The sequence below is a fragment of the Chitinivorax sp. PXF-14 genome, from assembly GCF_040812015.1.
Lineage (GTDB): Bacteria > Pseudomonadota > Gammaproteobacteria > Burkholderiales > SCOH01 > JBFNXJ01.
In genome coordinates, this window is sequence record NZ_JBFNXJ010000005.1 from 253,005 (window position 1) to 273,992 (window position 20,988).

A 20,988-nucleotide genomic window follows, 5' to 3' on the forward strand; every position below is an offset into this window, starting at 1 on the left:
CGCCCTCGCCGCACCGCGCTGGCCGGCCCACCCGGCAGCCGTTAGAATGCGCCGCACCGGTGCATCTGCCGCCATATCGTTGGGCTGTCATACGCATGCAACGTGATAGACACGATAATTCAACAGTTTGCCGCCAACGAGGACTCTCAATGAATGCCGCCCGAAAAATACGCAAATACCTGACCAGGCAGGGCGAGAACGACAGCCTGCGGGTATTGCTCGAACTTGCACACGCGCTGGACGGCAAGCAGCACTTCGCGCTCGAACGGCTCTACGAGCTCGATTCGGAATACTTCGAACTGGGGCTGGAGCTGATGCGCGACTGGCGGCTCGATCGCCACCGTCTCGCACGCGGCAAGCTGGTGTCGCTGCTGTCGCCGACGGCAAGTGAAGCCGACGAGCGCGACGCCGGCGCCTGAGCGCCTGCCGGCGAGCACGTCCACCCGGCCCGGTTTCACACCATCTCGTCACGCCGCATCCAGCCAACCGCGATCAGCACTCCAGCGTCACGGCGTGGTAGCTGCCCTTGATATACTGGGTGACGTATTCGCCCTTCGAGTCGGCTGCCATCAGCTCATCGAATACCATCGGCGGCACCTGCAGGTAGCGGCAGAGGCCGCCGTCGAGGTAGCGCACCTCGAGCGTATGGGTCTCCGGATCGTACCCGACCGACTCGACATAGCTGGATTTGACTGCATCCCGTTCCATCCGCATCCCTTTCCCGTGTTGGTGTCTGCATGAAGTCGGCAAGGGGGCGTTCGCCGCCTTGCCCTCCGCTACATCCTAGGCCGAAATCGTGACAGATACGAGATCGCGGCCCGGCCTACAGCCCGCGCCACCGGCGATCCCGCCGCATCACCCGCTGGCGCGGACGGCACATCGCAACTATCGCCACGGCGCGGCCTGCCGGCGGCAATGAAAAAGGGCTCCTTCTGGAGCCCCTTTCATGCTTGCCGCGAACCAACGGCCACCATCGGGTGGCCGGGCTCTGCGCTTAGCCTTCAGACTTGGCCGCGCGCTTGCGCTCGTGTTCCTGCAGGTGGCGCTTGCGCAGACGGATGTTCTGCGGCGTGATTTCGACCAGTTCGTCGTCATCGATGAATTCGATCGCCGATTCCAGCGTCAGCTTGACCGGCGTCGTCAGACGAACCGCCTCATCGGTGCCCGATGCGCGCACGTTGGTCAGCTTCTTGCCCTTGATCGGGTTCACGACCAGATCGTTGTCGCGGCTGTGAATGCCGATGATCATGCCTTCATACAGCTTCTCGCCCGGGCTCACGAACATACGGCCGCGGTCTTCCAGGTTCCACAATGCGTAAGCAACCGCTTCACCGTTTTCCTGGCTGATCAGCACGCCGTTGTGGCGGCCCGGGATGTCTGCCTTGACCGGACCATATTCGTCGAACACGTGCGCCATGATGCCGGTGCCACGCGTCATGGTCAGGAATTCACCCTGGAAGCCGATCAGGCCACGCGCCGGAATCTTGTACTCGATGCGGGTACGGCCATTGCTGTCGCTGACCATGTCGACCATTTCGCCACGGCGACGCCCCAGTTCTTCCATCACAGCGCCCTGGTTTGCCTCTTCGACATCGACCGTCAGCATTTCGTACGGCTCGCACTTCTCGCCGTCGATGTCCTTCATCACCACGCGCGGCTTCGAAACCGACAGCTCGTAGCCTTCGCGACGCATGTTTTCCAGCAGGATGGTCAGGTGCAGTTCGCCACGGCCGGATACCAGGAAGGTATCTGCGTCAGACGTATCTTCCACGCGCAGCGCGACGTTGGTCAGCAGTTCCTTGGTCAGACGGTCGCGGATCTGGCGCGAGGTCACGAACTTGCCTTCGGTGCCGGCCAGCGGCGAGTTGTTGACCTGGAAGGTCATGGTCAGCGTCGGCTCGTCGACCGACAGCATCGGCAGTGCCTCGGGGCTGTTGACGTCGGCGATGGTGACGCCGATGCCGATTTCCTCGATACCGTTGATCAGGATGATGTCGCCGGCCTGTGCTTCATCAACCAGTACGCGCTCAAGGCCCTGGAAGCCGAGCACCTGGTTGATCTTGGCGGTCTTGTTGCCGTCGCGGCCCATCACCATGACCTGCTGGCCCGGCTTGATGCGGCCACGCGCGACACGGCCCACGCCGATGCGGCCGGTGTAGGTGGAATAGTCGAGTGCGGAGATCTGCAGCTGCAGCGGCTCGTCCGGACTGCCCTTGGGCGGCTCGACGTGCTTCAGCACGGTTTCGAACAGCGCGCGCATATTGTCGGACGGCTGCGCCAAGTCGAGCGTCGCCCAGCCGTTCAGGGCCGAAGCGTAGACCACCGGGAAGTCGAGCTGCTCGTCGTTGGCGCCCAGCTTGTCGAACAGGTCGAACGTCTGATCGATCACCCAGTTCGGACGCGCGCCCGGGCGGTCGACCTTGTTGATCACGACGATGGGCTTCAGGCCCAGCGCCAGCGCCTTGCGGGTAACGAAGCGGGTCTGCGGCATCGGGCCTTCGACCGCATCGACCAGCAGCAGCACGCCGTCGACCATGCCGAGTACGCGTTCGACTTCGCCGCCGAAGTCGGCGTGCCCCGGGGTATCGACGATGTTGATGTGAACGCCTTCATAGTTGACGGCGGTATTCTTGGCCAGAATCGTGATGCCGCGCTCTTTTTCCAGGTCGTTGCTGTCCATCACGCGTTCGGCGATGTGCTGGTTTTCACGGAAAGTGCCTGCCTGGTGCAGCAGCTTGTCGACCATGGTGGTCTTGCCATGGTCAACGTGAGCAATAATGGCAATATTGCGGATGGCGCGCGTCATGAATCCGATTCCAAACAAGAGAAAAGCGTTGGATATTAACACAAAATCCTTGCAATTTTGTGCCAAGTTCTGGATAATGCAGCCTCTTTTCGATTGCGGATCAATGATTTCTGGATGCCGCAGTCCAAAAATCCATCGTCCCTGACCTTTTTCGCGCCTCAGTCGTAGCCAATGGCGCGTCATACCCCGGTTAGCGTCGATGTCACGTTACCGGCGGTTCTATTTAATTCGTTCATTACACGAATTTTCTGAAGTCGCCCCAATTCTGGGTGTCATCCGCGGCAAGCAAAGAGGCTTGTCGCTGCGCCGGTTTTTGCTTATTGCTTTACCGTAAAAGGATGTATTTTGTCTGATATTACTTTTGCCGATCTCGGCCTGCACCCATCCATTCTCAAGGCGCTGGACGAAGCGGGCTATACCGCTCCCACGCCGATCCAGGCTGCAGCCATTCCCGAGATCGTTGCCGGCCATGACGTGATGGCTTCCGCCCAGACCGGCACTGGCAAGACCGCGGGCTTCATGCTGCCCGCGCTGCAGAAACTGACCGAAGAATCCAAGGTGCAAGGCCGTGGCCCGCGCATCCTGGTACTGACCCCGACCCGCGAACTGGCGCAGCAGGTTGCGCAAGCCGCCCAGACCTACGGCAAGAACCTGCGTCGCGCCAAGGTTGTCAGCATCGTTGGCGGCGTGTCCTACCGCACGCAGAACCAGGTGCTCGACAAGCCTTATGAAATCCTGGTGGCCACGCCTGGCCGTCTGATCGACCAGATCAACAGCGGCCGCATCGATTTCTCGCGCCTTGAAATGCTGATTCTCGACGAAGCTGACCGCATGCTCGACATGGGCTTCTCCGACGACGTGCTGGCCATTGCCGAAGCCACGCCGGCAGACCGCCAGACCGCGCTGTTCTCGGCGACGCTCGAAGGTGTCGTCGGCCGCCTCGCCGACAAGCTGCTGAAGACGCCGAAGCGCCTGCAGATCGCAGCGCAGACCGCGCGTCACGAACAGATCGAGCAGAAGCTGCACTATGTGGACGACCTGAGCCACAAGCACCGCCTGCTCAACCATTTCATCCGCGACACGGAAGTCAAGCAGGCCATCGTGTTCACCGCGACCAAGCGCGATGCCGATACGCTGGCTGACGACCTGGCCGCAGAAGGCTTCCCGGCTGCTGCCCTGCATGGCGACATGCAGCAGCGCGACCGTCAGCGCACGCTGACCCGTCTGCGCAGCGGCGCGGTGCGCATCCTCGTCGCGACCGACGTGGCCGCACGCGGTATCGACGTTGCCGGCATCAGCCACGTCATCAACTTCGACCTGCCCAAGTTCGCCGAAGACTATGTACACCGTATCGGCCGTACCGGCCGCGCCGGCTCCAGCGGTATCGCGATCTCGTTCGCGGGCCGTCAGGACGTGATGCTGCTCAAGCGCATCGAACGCTTCACCGGCCAGTCGATCGCACCGTTCGAAGTCGAAGGCATGGAAGCCCGCTTCAAGCCGCGTGAATTCACCGGCGGTGGTCGTGGCGAAGGCCGTGGCCAGGGCCGTGGCGGCAAGCCCGGTGGTTTTGGCGGTGGCCGTGGCCGCAGCGGTGGCTTCGGTGGCGGCGGCAACCGTGACTTCGCGCCGCGCCGTGAAGGCCAGGGCCAAGGCCAAGGCCGTTCGCAGGGTTTCGGCGGCGAACAGCGCGCACCGCGTGAAGGCGGCTTCGGCGGCGAACAACGCAGCTTCAACAGCCAGCCTCGTTCGTTCAACAACGAGCAGCGCTTTGGCGACCGTTCCGGCTTCGGCGGCGATCGCAACCGCGAAGGTCGCAGCTTTGGTGGCGAACAACGCGAAGGCCGCAGTTTCGGCGGCGACCGCGAAGGTCGTAACGTCGGTGGCGAGCAGCGCGAAGGCCGTAGCTTCGGCGGTGACCGCGAAGGCCGCAGCTTTGGTGGCGAGCGCGCTCCGCGCAGCTTTGGCGACCGTGGCGGCCGTAGCTTCGGCGACAACCGTGGCAACGGCGACCGTAGCTTCGGCGATCGTTCGAGCCGTCCGGCTCCGCGTAACCGCGACCGCTGATCGTTCGGCGGTGAGCACATAAGCTCACCGGCTGGCGGGCACCCCGCCAGCGGAGCGACGCAAAAAAGCCGTGTGGGCAACCACACGGCTTTTCTCATGCCCGGCCGCCACGTGATGCGGCCGGAACGTGGGGCGACTCAGGCGGTGCCGCCGACCGTCAACCCGCCGTCGATACGCAAGGTCGGCTGGCCTACGCCCACCGGCACGCTCTGCCCCTCCTTGCCGCAGGTGCCGACACCGGGGTCGAGCTGCATATCGTTGCCGATCATGGTCACGCGCGTCAGCACGTCGGGGCCGTTGCCGATCAGCGTGGCGCCCTTGACCGGATAGGTCAGCTTGCCGTTCTCGATCATGTAGGCCTCAGCCGCCGAGAACACGAACTTGCCGCTGGTGATGTCAACCTGACCACCGCCGAAATTGGCGGCATAGATGCCATGCTTGACCGAGGCGATGATCTCTTCCGGGCTCTTGTCGCCCGCCATCATGCAGGTGTTGGTCATGCGTGGCATCGGGATGTGCGCGTAGGATTCGCGCCGGCCGTTGCCGGTCACCCCCACGCCCATCAGACGCGCATTCAGGCTGTCCTGCAGATAGCCTTGCAGGATGCCATCCTCGATCAGCACCGTGCGCTGGGTCGGGTTGCCCTCGTCGTCAACGTTGAGCGAGCCGCGCCGCTGCGGCAGCGTGCCGTCGTCGACCACGGTGACGCCGCGCGCGGCAACCTGCTGGCCGATGCGGTTGGAGAAGGCACTCGAACCCTTGCGGTTGAAATCCCCTTCGAGGCCGTGCCCGATCGCCTCGTGCAGCAGGATGCCGGGCCAGCCAGCACCGAGCACCACCGTCATCTCGCCGGCCGGCGCGGGCCTGGCGGCGAGGTTGACGGCAGCCTGGTGCACCGCCTTGGCCGCGTAGTCGCGCAGCATCTGGTCGTCGAAATAGCCATAGTCGAAACGGCCGCCGCCACCGGCGCTGCCCTGCTCGCGCCGGCCATTCTCCTCGATGATCACCTGCACCGACACGCGCACCAGCGGGCGCACATCGGCGCCGCGCACGCCATCGTGGCGCGCCACCATGACCACCTCGTACTCGCCGGCCAGATGGGCGATGACCTGGGTCACGCGCGGGTCAGCGGTGCGGGCATAGCCTTCGAGCCGTTCGAGCAGTTCCACCTTGTCGGCGTCGGTGAGGCTGGCGATCGGGTCCATCGGCAGGTACAGGCCGCGCCCCGAGGCCCGCTGCAGTACGCCGACTGAGCGCGAGCCGCCGGCACGCGCGATGGCGCGCGTGGCCTCGGCCGCCTGTTTCAGCGCCGGCAGGCTGATGTCGTCGGAATAGGCGAACGCAGTCTTCTCGCCCGACACGGCGCGCACGCCGACGCCCTGATCGATGTTGAAGCTGCCGGACTTGACGATGCCCTCTTCCAGCGTCCAGCCCTCGGAGCGGCTGTACTGGAAATACAGGTCGGCATAGTCGACGTCGTGGGTCATGATGTCCGAGAACACCCGGTCCAGCGCCCGATCGTCGAGCGAATAGGGTATCAGCAGGGTGTCCTGGGCAGTATCGAACAGGGCATCGACGTCGACGGTGGCAGCCGTGGCTTGGGCGACAGACATGGGGTTTCCTTTATGGGCGCGGCGGCCGCGGCTTCACGCTGCGCCGTCGCTGGGGGCGTTGTGCTTCGTCTTCGTTGAGACGCGCCAGCAGATCATTGAGTTCCGATTGTAACGCAAGCAACTGGCCGCGTCGCAGGCCGGCCGCCGCGCCCCAGACGGCAAAGGCGATGGCGAGGTATTGCATTGTGGCGGCCAGGTGCAGCTCGCTCGCCCAGTGGAGCCCGCCCCCCACCAGCTTGGCCAGCGGCAGCAGGAAGAACAGCGCCATACCGAACACCAGACTCGTGGCGCCGCGGCTCCTCAAGTCGATGCGCACCAGCGCGGCGTAACTCACCAGCCCCGCCAACGCACTCGCCAGCCAGTACAGCGGCGAGGGCGGCAGCGCCAGCCCGGTGCGCCAGGCCAGCGCCGCGCCGCCCGCGAGCCACAGCCACCACCAGCGCGCGAGATGGCGCACGAAGTTGTGCTGGCTCGCCAGCATATCGGCCGGATCGCGCCTGAGGAATTTCACAATGTGCGGTGCTGCAGGGCGGGCAGGCTGTTGCGCAGCTTCTGCTGGTAGTCGGCGTTGATATTGGCAATCACCACGCCCGAGCCGCGCGACAGGCGGTCCAGCACCACGCCCCAGGGGTCGACGATCATGCTGTGGCCGTGCGTCTCGCGGCCATTGAGGTGATAGCCGCCCTGCGCCGCCGCCACGACGTAGGCCATGTTCTCGATCGCCCGCGCGCGGATCAGTGTTTCCCAGTGCGCCTTGCCCGTGGTCTCGGTAAAGGCGGCCGGCACCACGATCAGGTCGACCGGGTGCATGGCGCGATACAGCTCGGGAAAACGCAGGTCGTAGCAGATCGACAGGCCCATGCGGCCGAATGGCGTCTCCACCACCACCACGCTGCTGCCGGGCTCGATCGTGCGCTCCTCGTGGTAGCGCTCGCCGCCCATCTCAAGGCCGAACAGGTGGATCTTGTCGTAACGCGCGGCGAGCTTGCCGCGGTCGTCGAAAACAAGGCAGGCATTGCGCACCTTACCGGGCTGGCTGGACACCAGCGGCACCGAGCCGCCGACCAGCCACATCTTGTGCTTCTTCGCCATACGCGCGAGAAAGCGCTGGATCGGGCCGCGGCCCTCTTCTTCGGCCACCTCGACCTTGTCGGTCTCCTTCATGCCCATGATCGCGAAATACTCGGGCAGCACGGCGAGCCTTGCGCCCTCCTTCGCGGCCATCTCGATCAGCATCTCGGCCTCGGCGAGATTGGCGCTGACCGACGGCCCCGACGCCATCTGCAGCGCGGCGATGCGCACCATGCCGCTGGCTGCCGGCGCCGCCTTGCGCGGCTTGCTGGCACTACGGGCCTTGGTTGACATGTCTACCTCCGTTTTTATGCTATTCAGACCGCAACAACGCCCCTGCCGACTGCACCTTCTCCACCTTCGGGTCGCGCCAGTCGCCGGTGATCTGGTATTCGTAGGCGATCAACTGACCAATGGGGTCTTTCAGCAGCTTTTGCAAGACCAGCGCACCGACACCGGCAATCGGGTTGGCCAGCGCGGCCCAGGTCGCGATCGACACGCCCTCGCCCAGCGCCGGCACCACGCGCACGCGCAGGTTCTGCCGTTCACGCGCGACATCGACCTCGCCGCGCATGGTGATCACGGCGGACGGGCTGACGATGCCGATGCCGTCGGTGCTCATCACCCCCTTGGCCACCTGCGTCTTGCCGGTGATGGTTTCGAAGGCCATGCCCTCGCTGAATACATCGCCGAAATCGAGTGAAATGCGCCTGGGCAGCGATTGCAGGCTGATGATCGACAACAGCCGGCCGACGCCCGGGTCGATCTTGGCAAACTGGCCGTTCTTGGCCTCCAGCGACAGCGCGCCGGACAGCGTGGCGAGATCCGGATCGTAGGGGCTGCCCTGCCAGGCAAGCTGCCCTTCGAGCTTGGCCGTGCCGCGCCGGATCATGTCGGCGTAGCCGAAGCGCGCCAGATACTTGCCCACGTCGTCGCTGTCGAAACGCAGATTGAACTGCGACTGCTCGGGCCGGGCGCGATAGGCCCAGTTGCCATCGGCCTTGAGCGTGCCTTCCGGCGCGCTCAGCGTGAGCCGTTCGATGCGCATGCTGTCGGCCTTGGGCGCCACCTTGAGCTCCAGCTTGCCGATGTTCCTTTCTTTATAGAGCAGCGTGTCAACACTGGCGTCGATCGTCGGCAGGTTGCTGGGCCGCTTAGCGCTCTCGCCCGCCTCGCGCTCGGCGCTGGCCAGCGGCAACTGCAACCGCTTGAGCCGCGCGGTGACGCGCCCGGATTCAAAGCTGTTCCAGCTCAGCAGGCCCTGCAGCTCGCGGCTGCTGACGTTGAACAGCCATGAGCTGCCCTCGTGCTGGGCCGACAGGTGCACATCCTGGAAGCGCTTGTCGATCACCGTCGCGGTGTTCAGGCGCAGGTCGTTGATGTACAGCGCCGAGCCGGGCTGGCCGTTGTCGTCCCCCGCCAGCAAGGGCAGCCAGCGATCCATGTCGAGCGCCGACAGGCTGCCGCTGATGGTGAGCCCAGGCTTGCCGATCTGCGGCAATGGGATCGCCTCGCTCGCGGCCCCCGCCACATCGGGCGCGGGGGACAGCAGCAGCTGCGACACCAGCGGCTGGTTTGGCCGCGCCAGGTTGTCGTACACCATCAGCTTGTCGAGCCGCAACTGCCAGCGGGTCTGGTCGGCCGCGTCATGCAGCTGCACGCGCAGGGCCTTCGGCTCGGCCGCAATCTTGGCGAACGGGGACGGCAGTTCGGAGGCGATGCCCTGCAGCGTCGAATCGACCGTCAGCTCGGTTGCGTGCTGGTGCAGCGCTAGATTGAACTGGTAGGTGGTATCACCTTTCAGACCGCGGTACAGCGGATGCGGGAAAGCATGCTGCAGGCCCGCCACGGTTGCCCGCCCGCGCCCGCCGATGCGCACCGTGCCGTTGGGCAGGGTATCGCCATTCGCCACGAAATGCCCGCCCAGCGCCTCGCCGCCGATATTGCTGAAGGCAATACCCTGCTCGGTGAACTGCAGCACGCCGTTGACCTGATCGAGCACCGGCACGGACTTGCCGAAGTCGAGCCGGTTCGACGTGAGCCGCGCGGCCCCCTTGACCTTGGTGTTGTCCGGGTTAGCCAGCGGGATGTCGAGCTTCAGCGCCAGCTTGGTGTTGCCGTCGGCGCGCGCCGTATTGGTGAAGCCGTCGAGCGTTGCGTTGACGGGGCTCTTGTCGATAAAGCGCAGGAAATCGTCGGTGCGGCCATCCACCTCGCCGTCCACCGTCAGCTTCTCCCCGCCGGACAGGCTGGGGATGCGGGCATCGACGCGGGTCAGCCGCGTGCCGAGGATGCCGCCGCTGCTGGCGCGGATGTCGAGGCTGTCGCCATGGAAGCTCAGCTTCGCGTCGATCGCGTCGATCTGCGGCCAGCTTGGCGCGTAGACGAGATCGACGTCGCGCGCGTCGAAGTCGACGCGGAAGCTGCCGTCGCTGCCCGGCTTGTCGAAGGGGAATTGCGCGAGATTGCCGCGCAGCACCATGTGCACGTTGTCAGCGACACCCTTCTTCAGCGCATCGCGCAGCCAGTCACGCGTATTCTGCCCCACCACCAGCGGCAGGTAGCGCCACACCGCGTTGGCCTGCACCTTGCTGGCATCGGCCTCGAACTTGGCGACACCGCCCGCCGGGCCCTGCTCGTAGTCGCCTTCGAAACGCAGTTGCAGGTCGTCGCTGGCAACGCGCATGCGCTTGAAATGCAGCGCCCAGCGCTGGTCGTCGCGGCGCCAGTCGACCAGCGACTCGAAGCGCCCGAGCGGCAGCGGCTCGGCGAACACCTTGGGCAAGGACAGCCGCGCGGTGTTGGACGACAGCGACAGGGTGCCGCCCTTTTCGCTGCCGACGATGCCGCCGCTGATGTCGCTGAAGCCCGGCAGATTCTCGAAGGCGTTGAGGCTCAGGCCGTCGAAGTCGGCGCGGAAGCTGTACTTTGCCGGTGTATCAACCGGCCACTCGAAGGACAGGTTGTGCAGCCGCCCCTCGGGCCGGGTCTGGCCCAGGAGGTCGAGCCAGCGCGGCGGCAGCGGCAGATGGCCGGCCAGCGCGACGAGCGGCGCCAGGTCGACGTCGGGCGCCGACAGCGCCGAAGGCCGCCACTGCGCCTGAGCATCGCGCGCCAGCTCGAGCTGCACGTCGTGCGCCTCGATAGCCGGCCGCTGGCGCGGCTTGAGCATCACGCGTTCGAGCTTGAGCAGGTAGCGCGCAGCGGAGTGTTCGAGCTCGAACTGGGTATCGAGCTTGTCGACGCTGAGCGGTTCGCTGCGCTCGCCAAACCCGACAGTCACCTGGTTCAGCCCCAGTTTCAGCCACAGCGACTGAAAGCCGCCGCGATCGAGCTTCACACGGCCTTCGACGCCGCCCTTGCCTTGCTGGACATCCACCGGATACGGCAGCCAGCGCCGCCAGGCGACGAGATCGGCATAGGGCAGCGCGAAATCGAGGTAGCCGGACCAGTTCTCGGGCTTGGCGATGCCATGGCCGCGCAAGGAGCCGGAGACATTGAGGCGCGAGGCGAGCTCGGCCGGCGGCGTGCCCTGCAGCGAGAAACGATGGGTGCGCAGGAAATTATCGAGCGTCAGACTCACCTGCCGCACCGCGAGCGGCGGCGCATCGCGCAGCGCGTCGTGCCAGCTCAGCGCCGCGCCGCGCACGCGGATGTGGCTCTGCTCGAGCATCCAGTCGCCAAAGCCGGAGCCGCCACCGGCCGCGTTCAGCGGGATGCCGGCGAGCGAGATCACGCCATCCTTGCCGCGGTACAGCGCCAGGTCGGGCTGGTCGAGCTCGATCAGCGAAAAGCGCGGCCGCATCAATAGCGGCGACCACCACGACAAGGTGGCGCTGACACGCCCGAAGCTCAGCGCCGGCCGGCCTGCCGGGTCATAGAGCCGGACATCGCGCAGCAGCACCTGCGGCTGAATGCCTTTCCAGCGCCCTTCCAGCTGGCCGATCGCCACCGGCACGCCGAATTCGCGCGAGGCAAGACGCATGATATCGGCGCGGTAGAGATTGATGTCGGGCAGCAGCCAGAACTGCAGCAAGGCCCACGCGGACAGCAGCACGACGGCAAGGCCCACGGCCGTCCAGGCCAATGCCCGGGCGTGCCAGCTGAGCAGGCGGGACAGCAGTGACCACAGGCGCGAACGCAGGGAGACGCGGGGGGGAGGATTCGGAGTATCGGACATCAACAATCAACTAAAAGGCCTGCTCGACTCACCCGGGTGCGCGGTAAGCACTGGCTTTGCCGTCGCACGCTCGCATGCGGTCTTGTTTACAATGTAGAAAGCATATTTTATCGGAAGCCCCTTCAATGCGCGAATTCGCCCCCGACTCCCTGCTCGCCCAAGCCATGCGCCACAGCCGTTATCTGCAACGGCTGGCGGTCGCCGACCCGGCCATCATCGAGGAGGAGAAAGGCCGGCTCGACCAGCCGTTTGACCTGCAGGCGATGCAGGCGTTCCTGCAAGCCACGCCGGCGCCCGCAGACGAGGCCGCGCTCAAGGCCGGCCTGCGGCAGCTGCGCAAGCGGGTGATGACCCGGCTGATCGTGCGCGACATCGGCCACCTGGCCGATCTCGACGAAGTGGTCGCCACCGTCACCGCACTGGCCGAGACCACGCTCGCCCATGCCCACCAGGCCTGCCGCGCCTGGCTGGTGGCGCAATACGGCGAGCCGATCGGCGGCGACAGCGGCGATACCCAGGAGCTGATCGTGATCGGCATGGGCAAGCTCGGCGGCGGCGAGCTCAATGTGTCGTCGGACATCGACCTGATCTTCGCCTACCCCGAGGACGGCGCCAGCAATGGCGCCAAGTCGCTGTCCAACCATGAGTTCTTCACGCGGCTCGGGCGCCAGCTGATTGCCGCGCTGCACGAGCCCACCGCCGATGGCTTCGTCTTCCGCGTCGATATGCGGCTGCGCCCCTACGGTGACTCGGGCCCGCTGGTGTCGAGCTTCGCCATGCTCGAAGAGTACCTGCACACCCAGGGCCGCGAATGGGAGCGCTATGCCTGGCTCAAGGGCCGCGCGCTGTCCGGCGACGAGGAAGGGCTGATGCAGATGGTGCGCCCCTTCGTCTTCCGCAAATACCTCGACTACGGCGCCTACAGTTCGATGCGCTCGCTGCACAGCCAGATCCGGCGCGAGGTGGCGCGGCGCGACATGGCCGACAACATCAAGCTGGGGCCGGGCGGCATCCGCGAGATCGAGTTCATCGCCCAGGTGTTCCAGCTGATTCGCGGTGGCCGCGAGCGCGGCCTGCAGGTGCGCCCGGCGCGCCAGGTGCTGGCCTGGCTTGGCGAGCACAAGCTGCTGCCGATCCGCGCGGTGCAGGAGCTGACCGAGGCCTATGTCTTCCTGCGCAATCTCGAACACCGCCTGCAATACCTCGACGACGCGCAGACGCAGACCCTGCCGCGCGCGGTGGACGACCGTCTGCTGATCGCGCAGAGCATGGGGTTTGTCGATGTCGGTAGCTTCGAGCGCGGGCTGGATCAGCATCGGCGCAATGTCACGCGCCATTTCGAACAGGTGTTCGCCACCCCGCAGGATGGCGGCGAGCACCCGCTGGACGAGGTCTGGCAGGACATCGATGTCAACGATGCCGCGAGCGCCAAGCTGGCCGAACTCGGCTATGCCGAGCCGGGTGAAGTCCAGCGCCAGCTCACGCAATTGAAGCTGTCCAACAAATACCAGCAGTTGCCCGATTCGAGCCGGCGCCGGCTCGACGGCCTGCTGCCGCCGATCATCGAGGTCGCAGCGAGCATGGCCAACCCGGACGAGACGCTGGGCCGCCTGCTGCACCTGCTCGAGGCGATCCTGCGGCGCGAATCCTACCTCGCGCTGCTGACCGAACATCCACAGACGCTGAAACGGCTGGCCAGCCTGTACAGCGCGAGCCCCTGGGTGTCGGACTACCTGACGCACCACCCGATCCTGCTCGACGAGCTGCTCGACGCGCGCCTGCTCTATGCGCCGCCGGACTGGCCCAGCGCGCACCGCAAGCTGGCGGCCGACCTCGATCTGGTCGCCGGCGACGCCGAGCAGCAGATGGACATGCTGCGCCACTTCCAGCACACGCAGATCTTCCGCCTGGTGGCGCAGGACCTGGCCGGCCTGCTGCCGCTCGAAACGCTGTCCGACCACATCTCGGACCTGGCGGACCTGATTCTCGCCGAGATCATCCGCTGCTGCTGGCAGGCGCTGCCGAAGCGGCACCGCGACACGCCGCGCTTCGCGGTGATCGGCTACGGCAAGCTTGGCGGCAAGGAGTTGGGCTACGCCTCCGACCTCGACATCATCTTCCTGTTCGACGACGACGCTGACGCCGCCCCCGAGAACTACGCCAAGCTCGCGCGCCGCATCGGCACCTGGCTGACCACGGTGACGCCGGCCGGCATGCTGTACGAAATCGACCTGCGGCTCAGGCCCAACGGTGAGAGCGGCCTGCTGGTGACATCGACCACGGCATTTGCCGAGTACCAGGAGAAGCACGCCTGGGTGTGGGAGCATCAGGCGCTGACCCGAGCGCGCTATGCGGCCGGCGACGCCGAAGTGGGCGCGCGCTTCGAGGAAGTCCGGCGCCACATCCTGATGCGCGAGCGCGACGGCGCGGCGCTGCGCGACGAGGTCTACGCGATGCGCCACAAGATGCTCGACAACAAGCTCGGTAGTCGCAACGGTTTCGACCTCAAGCACGGGCGCGGCGGCATCATCGACGTCGAGTTCATCGTGCAGTACCTGGTGCTGGCCCATGCCGGCCAACACCCGGAGCTGACCGGCAACAAGGGCAATATCGCGCTGCTGAAGATGGCGGCCGACGCCGGCCTGATCCCGGCCGAGCTGGCTGAGCGCGTGCGCGAGGCCTACCGCGCCTACCGCCGCCTGCAGCACCGCAAGCGGCTCAACGGCGAGGCCTCGATCCAGACCGGGATGACGGAACTGGCGCCGCATATCGAAGCGGTCACGGCGCTGTGGCAGCAGGTGTTCGGGCAGCCCTGACGGCCTGTACCGCCACGACAGCCGGGTGGGCGCGAGCCTGCCCGGCGGGCTCAAGACCAGCAGCCCCTAGAGGGTTTCGCGCTCGCTGAAGCCGTCGAACTCGCCGCTGACCTCTTCCACGATGACCGCCAACACCTGGGCGGCGGGCGGCCCCTGGCGGCACCATTCGATCATCGCCATGACGCAGGCCTCGTCGCCATGCAGCATGGCCTCGACCGTGCCGTCGCGGCGGTTGCGCACCCAGCCGTGCACCGTGTGGCGGCGCGCCGCCAGGCAGGTTGCGTAGCGGTAGCCGACGCCCTGCACCCGGCCGCTGATGCGCAACTGGCGCGTCACCTTCATGCCGGGCCCTCACCATCGGCCGCCAGCGTCAGCGTGGCATCGGCGGGGGCGCCGTCGAGCAGCGCATCGAGCGCCTGCACCTCGAGGTTGATGCTGGCGATGAAATAGGCCACCGCATCGGCATCCTCCTGCCTGGCCGCGGCCTCCAGCTCGGCGCACTGCTCCGCGATGAGCTTGCCGCCGATCTGCGCCGCCGTCCCTTTGAGCCGGTGCGCATGGCGTATCAGCTGCGCCCAGTCCGCCTCGGCCGACGCCTGCTCGATCGCGGGGATCAGCTCCGCGGTGGTGTCGCGGTAGAGCGCCAGCACCTGCGGCACCACATCGGCCCCGAGCGCGCTGGCCAGGCTGTCGAGCGTGGCCCGGACATTGTCGAGGTCCGCTCCCGGCAAGGGGGCCGGCGCGGCAGCCTCGGCGCAATCGGCAATGACAGCGCCCGCCTCTGCTGCCGGCGTCGTGGCATGGCCGCTGACCCAGCGCTGCAACACGCGGCCCATGGACTCGGGGGTGATCGGCTTGGTGACGAAATCGTTCATGCCCGCGGCGCGGCATTCCTTTTCGGTTGCCACCGAGGCGTTGGCCGTCAGGGCCACGATCGGCAGGTTGGACACGGCATCATCAAGCGCACGGATCTGGCGCGTGGCTTCAATACCATCGAGATTGGGCATCTGGCAATCCATGAAAATCATATCGTAGCGGCTACTCTGCACCGCCTTCAGCGCCGCCAGGCCGTCATCGGCCACATCGACGCGGCAGCCGAGCTGCTCGAGCATCAGCACGGCGATGCGCTGGTTGACAGGGTTATCCTCGGCCAGCAGGATGCGCGGCTTCAGCACGGCCAGCCGTTCGGCCAGCGAGTGCGAGGTGATCAACCCGCCCGGGTGGGTCGCCCTCAGGCCGAGCAGCACGTCGTTGAGGCAGGCAATCAGTTGCTCGTGGCGCACCGGCTTGGTCAGATAGGCGCTGAAACTGGCGGTGCGCGCCTCATTGGCCTGCCCGCGCCAGGCCAGCGTGGCCAGCATGATCAGCGGCAGGCCGGAATAGCCCGACAGCTGGTGGATGGCGCGCCCGAGGTCGGTGCCGTCCATATCGGGCAGGCGATAATCGATGATCGCGCAATCGACCAGCGCCGCCCCTTCGCGTAGTGTCGTCAGCGACTCGGCCGCCGTCGCGCAGGACAGTACGCGGATGCCCATCGGCGTGAGGATGTCGGCCAGGCTCTCGCGCCCCGCATCGGTATGGCCGCAGACCAGCACCACGCGGCCGGCGAGCGATGTGCTCGGCGAGGGCTCGGGCTGGCTGCTGGCCGCCAAGAGCGGCAGCTCGAACCAGAATAGCGAGCCGACATGCAGCTCGCTGCTGACGCCGATCCTGCCGCCCATGCCCTCGATCAGCCGGCGCGAGATCGACAGTCCCAGGCCAGTGCCGCCATAGCGGCGCGTGGTCGAGGCGTCGGCCTGGGTAAAGGGCTGGAACAGCCGGCCCAGCGCGTCGGTGTCGATACCGATCCCGGTGTCGCTGACTTCGAAGCGCAGCCGCTGCACGTCCGCGCCGCCGCCCAGGCTGGCGCGCACGACCACCTCCCCGGCATCGGTGAACTTGACCGCGTTGTTGGCCAGGTTCAGCAGGATCTGCCGCAACCTGGCCGGGTCGCCCCGCACCCGCGACGGCAATTGTGGCTGTACCAGGCAGGCGAGTTCGAGCCCCTTGTCGGCGGCGCGGGCCGCCACCATGTCGATCGCATCGTCGAGCAGGTCGCGCAGGTCGAAATCGATCTGTTCGAATTCCATCTTGCCCGCCTCGATCTTGGTCAGGTCGAGCAGGTCGTTCATCAGCGTCATCAGCGCGTCACCCGCCACCTGGATCGAGCGCACATAGCTCTGCTGATCGTCGTTGAGCGTGGAATTGAGCAGCAGCGAGGCAAAACCGAGCACTGCGTTCATCGGCGTGCGTATCTCGTGGCTCACATTGGCAAGGAAGTCGCTCTTGGCGCGGCTTGCCGCCTCCGCCGCCTCGCGTGCGTGGGCAAACAGCTCCTCGCGCTGCTTGCGCTCGGTAAAGTCGTCGATGATCCAGATCGTCCCCTGGTCCTGGTCATCGGGCTCCACCGCCTTGGCGTAGAGGCGGCCCCAGAAGCTACTGCCATCCTTGCGCCTGAGCCAGGTCTCGTAGTCGAGCATATCGCCGCGCGGCAAGGCCTCGCGGGCGATGCGCCCGACCTCCTCGTACGCTTCGTCGGTCGCGTAGATGGTCATACCCGGCAGGCCTTCGAGCTCGGATACCTGATAACCGAGCATCGACGCCAGCCGCTCGCTGCAGCGTTCGAAGCGGCGGTTGCGCGTGAGCGCGATGCCCACCGTGGCGTGGTTGAAGATCACGTCGTGCAGCTTCAGGCTGCGCTGCAGCTCCTCCTCATGGCGCATCAGGCCGTCGATATCGAGGTGCGCGCCCTGCATGCGCAAGGGGTTGCCATGCTCGTCGCGCTCGGAGACACGGCCGATCGAGCGAATCCACTTCCACTCGCCGCCCTTGCAGCGCATGCGGAAGTCGTGTTGAAAGATCTCGTGCAGGCCACGGAAGGTGTTGTCGAGCGCCGCCTTCACGCCGGGCAGGTCGTCCGGGTGCACCAGCGACTCCCACACAGTGACCCATGGCTGCAATTCCTGCCGCAGATAACCGAGCATTTCCGCCCACTGGCGGTGGTAATTCGCCTCGCCGGTGGCGATGTTCCAGTCCCACAGTCCGAGGCCGGCGGCGTTGATGGCCAGCTCGACACGCTGTTCGCTCTCGCGCAGGCTGGCGGTCATGCGCTGGGCCAGATGGCTTGCCCGCCGCTGCATCCCCTGCTGCGACCAGACAATGCCGGCGAGCAGCAAGCTGATGGCCGTACCCATGGCGCCGACAATCCACGCCGGCATCAGGTTCAGATTGGCGAAAAAGGCTGGCGTCGCCGTCATGTCCAGGTGCCACAGCCGGTCCCCGACCAGCAGCGATACCTGGCGCATGATAGGCCGATGGTAGGTGCGCCAGTCCTCTTCGTCGGGCCGTGCCTTGCTCAGCGAATCGTCGCTGTCGAAAATCGGCTGGTCGCCGTGGCCCGAGTTGACGTCGTGGATGTGCAGATCGATGCCGGTGTCACTGGGCGACACCACCCCCTCCAGCATCAGGTCGATACGCAGCGGCGTGTATACCCAGCCCCAGATCGCGCTCGCGCGCTCGTCGGCAGTGGCGATCGGCATGTCGGGCCGGTAGATCGGCAACAGGTAGAGAAAACCGGGCAGCTTCTTGTTGTCCTGTACCAGCGTGACCGGCGCGGTAATCACCGGGTGGCCGCTGCTCATGGCGGCCAGCGCCGCCTCGCGCCGACGCTGCTCGGAGGCAATGTCGAGCCCGATGGCGAGCAGATTGAGCGGTTCCGGCTCGATGAACTTGATGACGAAGTTGGCGCCCTCCACTGGCCCCAACTGCTTGATCGCGAAATCCGGGGCGATCGCGTCGCGGGCACGGTGCTCGAAGGCGGCCCGGCGCTCGGGCTTCACATGCTCGATCACGCCAAACCCCATCGAGCCCGGAAATTCCTCGTCTGACTGGCGCGATGCTATATAGCGCCTGAACATCTGCAGCGACACGGCATCGGGGTTGTTGACGAACAGGCCGCGTGCGCCGCGCAGCCCATATTCGTAACGCGTGACGCGGCTCTGCAATGCTTCGGTGATCTTGGCGGAGAGGCTCTCGAAGCGCTGTTCGGCGGCAACCCGGTTGCCTGCGTCGATATATTTTGCGGCCAGCACGGACAAGGCAATGCCAGCCCCCGCGATGATGGCGGGGAGCAGCGCCAGGACGGAAAATCTGGATTTCGCCATGTAAGACCGGTCGATTACATCATATCTGCTATATAGCCCACCGCTACGCGTTTCGCGTCGCAGCATGGAGCCGCTATAATTGCACTTTGCCCGATTTCTCACGTTGTTTACAAATAAAGACCGCGCCATGACCGCAATTCGCAAGATTCTGGTGACCTCCGCGCTGCCCTATGCCAACGGCAGCATCCATCTCGGCCATCTGGTCGGCTATGTTCAAACCGATATCTGGGTGCGCTTCCAGAAGATGCGTGGCCACGACTGCCACTACGTCTGCGGCGACGACACGCACGGCACGCCGATCATGATCAATGCCGAGAAGATGGGCATGGCGCCCGAAGCCTTCGTCGCCAGGATGTACGGGGAGCACGTCAGCGATTTTGCGGGCTTCCACGTCGGCTTCGACAACTACTACCACACCAATTCGCCCGAGAACCGCGAGATCGCCTACGGCATCTACCGCGCGCTGAAGGACCAGGGCAAGATCGCCACCAAGACCATCAGCCAGCTCTACGACCCGGTCAAGCAGATGTTCCTTCCCGACCGCTTCGTCAAGGGCGAGTGCCCGAAGTGCGGCGCCAAGGACCAGTACGGCGACAACTGTGAAGTGTGCGGCGCCACCTACAGCCCGACCGAGCTGAAGAACCCGTACTCGGCCGTGTCCGGCGCCACGCCGGAGCTGCGCGAATCCGAGCACTACTTCTTCAAGCTCACCGACTGCCAGGACTTCCTGCGCGGCTGGACCACCGAAGCCGGCAGGCTGCAGCCCGAGGCCAGCAACAAGATGCAGGAATGGCTCGACGCCGGCCTGCAGGACTGGGACATCTCACGCGACGCGCCCTATTTCGGCTTCGAGATCCCCGATGCGCCGGGCAAGTACTTCTATGTCTGGCTCGATGCGCCGATCGGCTACATGGCCAGCAGCAAGCACTACTTCGACCGCCAGGGCCGCGACTGGCGCGAGTTCTGGGGCAAGGGCTCGGAGGCTGAGCTGTACCACTTCATCGGCAAGGACATCCTCTACTTCCACGCACTGTTCTGGCCTGCCGTGCTCGAATACTCGGGTCACCGCACGCCGAGCGCGATCAACGTCAACGGCTTTTTGACCGTGGACGGCCAGAAGATGTCGAAGTCGCGCGGCACCTTCATCACCGCACGCAGCTACCTCGACGTCGGCCTGAACCCGGAATGGCTGCGCTATTACTACGCCGCCAAGTTGAACAGCAAGATCGAGGATGCCGACCTGGCGCTCGACGACTTCGTCAACCGCGTCAATTCGGACCTGGTCGGCAAGTTCGTCAACATCGCCAGCCGCGCCGCCGGCTTCATCAACAAGCGCTTCGGCGGCAAGCTCGCGGCCACGCTGCCCGAATCCGAGCTGCTGAGCTCGCTCAAGGTCGCCGCCACCGAGATCGCCGAGCTGTACGAAGCGCGCGAATTCAGCCGTGCGCTGCGCGAAGTGATGGCGCTCGCCGACATGGCCAACCAGTATGTCGACGAGAACAAGCCCTGGGAGCTCGCCCGCCTGGAAGGCGGCGAGGCGCGCCTGCACGAGGTCTGCACCGTGTGCATCAACCTGTTCCGCCTGCTCACGGTCTACCTGAAGCCGGTGCTGCCCAAGCTCGCCACCGATGTCGAGGCCTTCCTCAACATCGCGCCGCTGGGCTGGAGCGACACGCAGACGCTGCTGCTCGATCACCAGATCATGCCTTACCAGCACCTGATGACACGCATCGACCCGAAACAGGTCGAGCAATTGATCGAGGCCAACAAGGCCAGCCTGCAGGCCACGCCCAGCGCGGCTCCAGAAGCCGCGCCAGCACAGGCCTACGAGCCGGTCGGCGAGACCATCTCAATCGACGATTTCGGCAAGATCGACCTGCGCGTGGCGCTGATCGCCGATGCCAAGGCCGTCGAGGGCGCCGACAAGCTGGTGCAGCTCACGCTCGATATCGGCTCGGAAACGCGCAATGTGTTCGCCGGTATCAAATCCGCCTACCAGCCGGAAGACCTCAAGGGCCGGCTGACGGTGATGGTGGCCAACCTCGCGCCGCGCAAGATGAAGTTCGGCATCTCGGAGGGCATGGTGCTGGCCGGCAGCTTCGAGGACAAGGGCTCGGGCCTCTACATCCTGAGCCCGGACAGCGGCGCCAAGCCCGGCATGCGCATCCGCTGAACGCGTAGGCACTGCAATACGGAACGCCGCTCATCGAGCGGCGTTTTTTCTTGCCCAATCAGG

At 65.7% G+C, this 20,988-nt stretch carries 12 protein-coding genes; 4 read left to right on the forward strand and 8 right to left on the reverse strand.

The window, feature by feature from the left end:
* The first annotated feature begins 149 nt into the window (after positions 1–149).
* Positions 150–419: a hypothetical protein gene (locus ABWL39_RS08840; RefSeq protein ID WP_367789219.1), complete on the forward strand. Its 270-nt coding sequence runs from the start codon at positions 150–152 to the stop codon at positions 417–419.
* 73 nt (positions 420–492) lie between these two features.
* Here the strand turns inward: ABWL39_RS08840 and ABWL39_RS08845 are convergent, their stop codons facing one another.
* Together ABWL39_RS08845 and typA are read right to left on the reverse strand one after the other, a co-directional pair.
* Positions 493–708 carry a KTSC domain-containing protein gene (locus ABWL39_RS08845; protein WP_367789222.1) on the reverse strand — a complete coding sequence of 72 codons (216 nt, stop codon included), beginning with the start codon at positions 706–708 and terminating at the stop codon, positions 493–495.
* A gap of 286 nt (positions 709–994) precedes the next feature.
* On the reverse strand, positions 995–2,806 hold the full coding sequence (gene typA / locus ABWL39_RS08850) for a translational GTPase TypA (protein ID WP_367789225.1): 1,812 nt from the start codon (positions 2,804–2,806) through the stop codon (positions 995–997).
* A 345-nt stretch (positions 2,807–3,151) separates the two neighbouring features.
* Here typA and ABWL39_RS08855 point away from each other — a divergent pair, with 345 nt between their 5' ends.
* Positions 3,152–4,870: a DEAD/DEAH box helicase gene (locus ABWL39_RS08855; RefSeq protein ID WP_367789228.1), complete on the forward strand. Its 1,719-nt coding sequence runs from the start codon at positions 3,152–3,154 to the stop codon at positions 4,868–4,870.
* 137 nt (positions 4,871–5,007) lie between these two features.
* On the opposite strand, the gene tldD is transcribed toward ABWL39_RS08855, so the two are convergent.
* The 4 genes from tldD to ABWL39_RS08875 are packed head-to-tail and all read right to left on the reverse strand — an operon-like array spanning position 5,008 to position 11,734.
* Positions 5,008–6,483, reverse strand: coding sequence for a metalloprotease TldD (gene tldD, locus ABWL39_RS08860; RefSeq protein ID WP_367789231.1), 1,476 nt, complete (start codon positions 6,481–6,483; stop codon positions 5,008–5,010).
* 10 nt (positions 6,484–6,493) lie between these two features.
* Positions 6,494–6,994, reverse strand: a complete 501-nt coding sequence (locus ABWL39_RS08865; protein ID WP_367789234.1) for a hypothetical protein — start codon at positions 6,992–6,994, stop codon at positions 6,494–6,496.
* The gene (locus ABWL39_RS08870) at positions 6,991–7,848 is read right to left on the reverse strand and encodes a carbon-nitrogen hydrolase family protein (protein ID WP_367789237.1); all 858 of its coding nucleotides are present in this window, start codon (positions 7,846–7,848) and stop codon (positions 6,991–6,993) included. Before ABWL39_RS08870 ends, ABWL39_RS08865 begins: the two co-directional genes overlap by 4 nt.
* A 19-nt stretch (positions 7,849–7,867) precedes the next feature.
* Positions 7,868–11,734: a YhdP family protein gene (locus tag ABWL39_RS08875; protein ID WP_367789240.1), complete on the reverse strand. Its 3,867-nt coding sequence runs from the start codon at positions 11,732–11,734 to the stop codon at positions 7,868–7,870.
* Positions 11,735–11,859: 125 nt separating this feature from the next.
* On the opposite strand from ABWL39_RS08875, the gene glnE reads away from it, so the two are divergent.
* On the forward strand, positions 11,860–14,550 hold the full coding sequence (glnE, locus tag ABWL39_RS08880) for a bifunctional [glutamate--ammonia ligase]-adenylyl-L-tyrosine phosphorylase/[glutamate--ammonia-ligase] adenylyltransferase (protein ID WP_367789243.1): 2,691 nt from the start codon (positions 11,860–11,862) through the stop codon (positions 14,548–14,550).
* A 66-nt stretch (positions 14,551–14,616) separates the two neighbouring features.
* Here glnE and ABWL39_RS08885 read toward each other — a convergent pair whose 3' ends face one another.
* Together ABWL39_RS08885 and ABWL39_RS08890 are read right to left on the reverse strand one after the other, a co-directional pair.
* On the reverse strand, positions 14,617–14,892 hold the full coding sequence (locus ABWL39_RS08885; protein WP_367789246.1) for an acylphosphatase: 276 nt from the start codon (positions 14,890–14,892) through the stop codon (positions 14,617–14,619).
* Complete coding sequence (locus tag ABWL39_RS08890) at positions 14,889–18,752, reverse strand: CHASE domain-containing protein (protein WP_367789249.1); 3,864 nt, start codon at positions 18,750–18,752, stop codon at positions 14,889–14,891. Before ABWL39_RS08890 ends, ABWL39_RS08885 begins: the two co-directional genes overlap by 4 nt.
* Positions 18,753–18,879: 127 nt before the next feature.
* Between ABWL39_RS08890 and metG the strand changes: the two genes are divergently transcribed.
* Positions 18,880–20,925, forward strand: coding sequence for a methionine--tRNA ligase (metG, locus tag ABWL39_RS08895; protein WP_367789253.1), 2,046 nt, complete (start codon positions 18,880–18,882; stop codon positions 20,923–20,925).
* Positions 20,926–20,988 lie beyond the last annotated feature (63 nt).